This window comes from Arthrobacter sp. Dra40 (assembly GCF_059091905.1).
Map to the genome: position 1 here is coordinate 1 of NZ_JBNHHB010000348.1, position 3,776 is coordinate 3,776.

3 protein-coding genes are annotated in these 3,776 nt (G+C 68.8%); 1 reads left to right on the plus strand and 2 read right to left on the minus strand.

Features of this window, described 5'->3' with window-relative positions:
- Nucleotides 1–7 precede the first annotated feature (7 nt).
- Nucleotides 8–256 (minus strand): WhiB family transcriptional regulator, encoded by a 249-nt coding sequence (locus tag AC5RWT_RS35475; protein WP_086994524.1) that lies wholly within the window; start codon nt 254–256, stop codon nt 8–10.
- Between the two features lie 256 nt (nt 257–512).
- Between AC5RWT_RS35475 and AC5RWT_RS35480 the strand changes: the two genes are divergently transcribed.
- Nucleotides 513–929, plus strand: coding sequence for a hypothetical protein (locus tag AC5RWT_RS35480; protein ID WP_494084316.1), 417 nt, complete (start codon nt 513–515; stop codon nt 927–929).
- Here AC5RWT_RS35480 and AC5RWT_RS35485 read toward each other — a convergent pair.
- A partial coding sequence (locus AC5RWT_RS35485) for an FtsK/SpoIIIE domain-containing protein (protein ID WP_494084315.1) occupies nt 901–3,776 on the minus strand: 2,876 nt, incomplete at its 5' end. The two genes, AC5RWT_RS35480 and AC5RWT_RS35485, sit on opposite strands and share 29 nt — an antisense overlap.

Consider the following 3,776-nt stretch of genomic DNA (forward strand, 5'->3'; position numbering starts at 1 on the left):
GGTGGGGTTAGGAGGCCCGGCGCGCCCGGGCAGCACGGCGCTTGAGGGCACGGCGCTCGTCCTCGCTCATGCCTCCCCAAACCCCGGCGTCCTGGCCGGACTCGATGGCCCACTGCAGGCAGGTATCGATCACGGGGCAGCGTCGGCATACGCTCTTGGCCTCTTCGATCTGCAGGAGTGCCGGACCGGTGTTCCCCACGGGGAAGAACAGTTCGGGGTCCTTGTCCAGGCATGCTGCCCGGCTACGCCAATCCATGCTGATCACATACTCCTTTAAATGGTGTCCGGCTGTGCTCTATGTGAAAACATTCACGAACAGACTCATAGAAAAGGGAGCCGGATCGGCCCCCTCTGCATCGCCATCAAGCGTTTCACGTTAAATCCGTGTAAACAAGGGGTCATGCGGACTTATCCGTCCGTAGAACGTGAGTCATTCATCACACGGGTGGTAGGGTTCCCCTCCGGCCCGGCAGTTGTCTTCCGACTATCTAAGGTAGGGTGCGAGTGTGTCAATGCCTGCACCGTACCCTGTCCCTGTCGCGCGTCCGATTGCCATCAAAATCATTGCAGCAGCAGTCGTTCTGGAAGCTTTGGTGCTGTTGGGCGGAGCCGTCCTCTACGGCTACGGACTCGCCACACATACCCCGATCTCGCTGGCTGGCAGCGTTTTCCTGTTGGTCCTGATGCTGGCCTTCGGCATCTGGCTGCTGGTGGTAGGACACTTCTTGTTCCGCGGATACCGCTGGACGCGGGCGGCGGCCTTGGTGTGGCAGGTCTTCGTGGTGGTGGTGTCCATTTCCATGATCCAAGGCGGCCAACTGCTGCTTGGACCGGTCCTTCTCGTGGCAGCCGCATTCTCCTTTGTCCTGCTGCTGAGCAGGCCCGTGACGGCTTTCCTGGTCAAGGGCGCCGCCCCGCGCGCTCTGTAGCCAAGGCGACCTGCAGCGGGACTGCCCTGCCCGAGTCGATGCGGTAGGCCCGCCCCGGCGGCCTCCAGGCGTCGTCGAGCCGCACGCCGAAGAACTCTGCATCCGTCCCCGTCCGGGGCGCCAGAACCATGCCCCGCCCGCCGGCCCGGGCCTGCAGGGCCAGCGGCAGCTCTTGCAGCAGCAAGGGCCCGGGGCGTGCCGCCAGGACAGCTGATGCGCCGGCGGCGACCATGGCCGCAATGGCATCCTGGGCACGTGCGCCGAGCCCCGCTGCATCGTCAACCAACAGCACGGTGCCGCGCTCGACGCCGGAGTGGGCGGCCCAGAACCCGCTGGCCTTGTCGCCCTCGGGCGGTGCCGAGCAGGGCCGCAGCTCGGCCAGCGCCTGGCGCAGTAGGACCAGCAGATTGGTTTTCCCGCTGCCTTCGGGCCCCAGGACCAAGTACACCTCGCCGTCGGTCAGGGGCAGTTCGGAGGGCTCAAGCTCGTCGCCCTCCACCCCGATCACCGGGTGCCTGCCGCGGGTCGGTGGCAGCGCTGCTGCCGGAACTGTGCGCGGGAGCGCTTCGACCCGGAATGGACGGGAGCGGGCAGCGGCGGGCAGGGCGCAGCCGGCCGGATCGGTGACCAGGTGACACACCCCGCCGTCGCCGCAGATCCGTCCCTGTATGAAGGCTCTGCCCGGCACCGCAGCCATGGGAGGAAGCCTGGGCCAGCCCATCAAGGTTTCAGGCCCGGCTCCGGTCGGCAGGTAGAGCCGGTTGGCCATGAGCGGCAGGAACCGGCTGCTGGACAGCTCACGCTCGCCGGTCACGGCCAGGACCACGCCGGTCGAAGGGCCGTCGCGGGCAATGTCCTGCAGGCAGTCTTCAGCCCAGCCGAGCCGGCCGGCGCGAAAGCCACCGAGCCACCGGCCCCAGCTGCTGATCAGCAGGACCAGCGGAACACGGGCCGCGGGCCCGGCCGGGTCCAGCGCCGCCGCCATGCTGGCCAGCCGCGAGGAGACCTCGTTCGCCAAGCGGTGCAGGAGCCTTGCCGCCCGCTCGGTGTCTCCGGGGCCAACATAGGCTCCCGTCCGCTGGGCGCGCGAGGCCGGGCCCAGCGATCCATCACCGTCCAGCAGGTAGCAGTGGCGTTCGGCCGGAGTCCCCAGAATTTGTGCCGCTACTGTCCGCAGAAACTCCCGGTGCCCTCCGCCCTCGACGCCGAGGACCGCCAGATGCCCGTCGCGCTCCGGCCGCCAACACAGCGGCTGCTGCAATTGCCGGGATGGAAGATCCAGGAGCCCAAGAGCGATGCTGTCGTTGTCGCAGGAGAGGACACCATCATCGTGCCCGCGGCCGTAACCGGTGCCGCCGCCGGTAGTGCCGCCGGGCGAGGCCGTCCCGGCCCCCGCGAGCTGTGCGGCGGCCAATGACTTCGGCAGCGCCGGGTGCAGCTTTCTGGCTCCCGCCAGCCCGAGGCTGCCGGAGAGGTCTGCGGCTTCGGTGACCAGCTGCTCCACCAGTCCGGTGCCATCCGGGCGGGCGGCTGCCGGGACATCTGCCGCCTGCAGCCATTCGTGCAGGGTCCGGAACACCGGGGCGGGAGCGAAAGCAGGCAGGGTGCTGGAAGCGCACTGGAAAGGCACAGCTGCCTCAGCACCGGTGCGCAGATAGGCCCGGCCGCGTGCGGTCACCGGGATATCCGCGGCCACCGGAGAATCGAGAAGGTCGCGGGACTCCGCCGCGTTCTGCGTCCGCAGCGCAATCATGGTGGTGACGTTGGCACGGATGTCTGAAGAGACCGCGCCTTGGGGCCGCTGGGTGGCCAGCACCAGATGGATGCCCAGGGCCCGGCCGACTGTGGCCACCCGCATCAGTTCGGGCAGCGCTTGCGGCGCGTCTTCGCCGAGCATTCGGAATTCGTCCACCACGACGACGAGCCGCGGCACCGTTCCGGGCTGGCAGGCTGCCACATCGCTGACCCCGAGGCTGGCGAGCAAGGCTTCGCGACGGCGCACTTCAGCCTTCAACCAGGCCAATGACCGGTTCACTGCTTCCAGCGTCAAGTCCGTCAGCAGGCCGGCACAATGGGGCAGCCTGGCCAGCGGGCCCAGCCCGGAACCGCCTTTGAAGTCGATCAGCAGGAGATTGACTGTGCCGGGCGACCTGGTCAACGCCAGCGAGAGGACAAGGCTCCGCAGGAGCTCGGACTTGCCCGAGCCTGTGGTTCCCGCGACCAACAGATGCGGGCCGTGGACGGTCAGGTCGAGCACCAGCGGACCGGCGGCGCCCATGCCCACCAGGACGGCCAGGCCGGGATCGCTGTCACCGCGGGACCAGCGTTCCGCCAGCGGCTCCGGCGGAAGAATCGACTGCAGGCGGCAGTCCGGCGGGATGGGCCCGGCGGCCTGTGGCCTCGCCCGGCAGGCTACTGCCGCGGACAATCGGGCGAAGTGCTCCAGTGTCCCGGCCGACACCAGGTCCGAGGAAAACCTGACTGCTGCCTTGTCATCGGTCAAGCGGCCGTCCTGTCCGGTCAGCACAATCCGTGTCCGTGGTTCGGCCGGACCGCCAAACCAGAGTTCTGCGTCCGGGCTCCCGCCCCCGGCAAGGACCCGGGCTGCCTCATCTCCGCGCCCCGCAACCAACAGGACCACGCTGCCGCTTCCGGCCGATAGCCGATCCGCCAGTGGCCCCGGCCGCTCGACCAGGTCGACTCCCGGGAGGAAGCGCGCAGACGACTGCAGCGCCTGCGGCAGCGCGTAACAGACAATCCGCAGGCTGCCGCCCGCAGCCCTGACGGCCAATTGCGGGAGGACCGCCCGCAACATCCCTTCCAGCGCCGCTGGGGCCCCCTCGAACC

What these genes read in the sequence shown, in the direction of transcription:
- AC5RWT_RS35475 (WP_086994524.1), bottom strand. Translation starts at nt 256, where the DNA reads ATGGATTGGCGTAGCCGGGCAGCATGCCTGGACAAGGACCCCGAACTG.
- AC5RWT_RS35480 (WP_494084316.1), top strand. Translation starts at nt 513, where the DNA reads ATGCCTGCACCGTACCCTGTCCCTGTCGCGCGTCCGATTGCCATCAAA.